This is a genomic window from Enterobacter sp. PTB (genome assembly GCF_051130085.1).
GTDB lineage: Bacteria > Pseudomonadota > Gammaproteobacteria > Enterobacterales > Enterobacteriaceae > Enterobacter > Enterobacter ludwigii.
Genome location: NZ_JBDKEE010000083.1, coordinates 1 through 1,742 on the forward strand (window position 1 = coordinate 1; position 1,742 = coordinate 1,742).

Below are 1,742 nucleotides of genomic sequence, written 5' to 3' on the forward strand. Positions count from 1 at the left end.
GTTGTTGGGTAGGGGAGCGTTCTGTAAGCCGTTGAAGGTGTCCTGTGAGGGGTGCTGGAGGTATCAGAAGTGCGAATGCTGACATAAGTAACGATAAAGCGGGTGAAAAGCCCGCTCGCCGGAAGACCAAGGGTTCCTGTCCAACGTTAATCGGGGCAGGGTGAGTCGACCCCTAAGGCGAGGCCGAAAGGCGTAGTCGATGGGAAACAGGTTAATATTCCTGTACTTGGTGTTACTGCGAAGGGGGGACGGAGAAGGCTATGTTAGCCGGGCGACGGTTGTCCCGGTTTAAGCATGTAGGCGGAACGATTAGGTAAATCCGGTCGTTTATTAACGCTGAGGTGTGATGACGAGGCACTACGGTGCTGAAGTAACAAATGCCCTGCTTCCAGGAAAAGCCTCTAAGCATCAGGTAACATCAAATCGTACCCCAAACCGACACAGGTGGTCAGGTAGAGAATACCAAGGCGCTTGAGAGAACTCGGGTGAAGGAACTAGGCAAAATGGTGCCGTAACTTCGGGAGAAGGCACGCTGATATGTAGGTGAAGCCCCTGCGGGTGGAGCTGAAATCAGTCGAAGATACCAGCTGGCTGCAACTGTTTATTAAAAACACAGCACTGTGCAAACACGAAAGTGGACGTATACGGTGTGACGCCTGCCCGGTGCCGGAAGGTTAATTGATGGGGTTAGCGGCAACGCGAAGCTCTTGATCGAAGCCCCGGTAAACGGCGGCCGTAACTATAACGGTCCTAAGGTAGCGAAATTCCTTGTCGGGTAAGTTCCGACCTGCACGAATGGCGTAATGATGGCCAGGCTGTCTCCACCCGAGACTCAGTGAAATTGAACTCGCTGTGAAGATGCAGTGTACCCGCGGCAAGACGGAAAGACCCCGTGAACCTTTACTATAGCTTGACACTGAACACTGGTCCTTGATGTGTAGGATAGGTGGGAGGCTTTGAAGCGTGGACGCCAGTCTGCGTGGAGCCAACCTTGAAATACCACCCTTTAATGGCTGGTGTTCTAACGTAGACCCGTGATCCGGGTTGCGGACAGTGTCTGGTGGGTAGTTTGACTGGGGCGGTCTCCTCCCAAAGAGTAACGGAGGAGCACGAAGGTTAGCTAATCCTGGTCGGACATCAGGAGGTTAGTGCAATGGCATAAGCTAGCTTGACTGCGAGAGTGACGGCTCGAGCAGGTGCGAAAGCAGGTCATAGTGATCCGGTGGTTCTGAATGGAAGGGCCATCGCTCAACGGATAAAAGGTACTCCGGGGATAACAGGCTGATACCGCCCAAGAGTTCATATCGACGGCGGTGTTTGGCACCTCGATGTCGGCTCATCACATCCTGGGGCTGAAGTAGGTCCCAAGGGTATGGCTGTTCGCCATTTAAAGTGGTACGCGAGCTGGGTTTAGAACGTCGTGAGACAGTTCGGTCCCTATCTGCCGTGGGCGCTGGAGAATTGAGGGGGGCTGCTCCTAGTACGAGAGGACCGGAGTGGACGCATCACTGGTGTTCGGGTTGTCATGCCAATGGCACTGCCCGGTAGCTAAATGCGGAAGAGATAAGTGCTGAAAGCATCTAAGCACGAAACTTGCCCCGAGATGAGTTCTCCCTGAGACTTTAAGTCTCCTGAAGGAACGTTGAAGACTACGACGTTGATAGGTCGGGTGTGTAAGCGCAGCGATGCGTTGAGCTAACCGATACTAATGAACCGTGAGGCTTAACCTTACAACGCCGAAG

General features: G+C 53.4%; 1 rRNA gene. It reads left to right on the forward strand.

Annotated elements, in window-relative coordinates:
• A 23S ribosomal RNA gene (locus AAIR21_RS27635) occupies window positions 1-1,730 on the forward strand; the annotation flags it as partial.
• Between the last annotated feature and the right edge of the window lie 12 nt (window positions 1,731-1,742).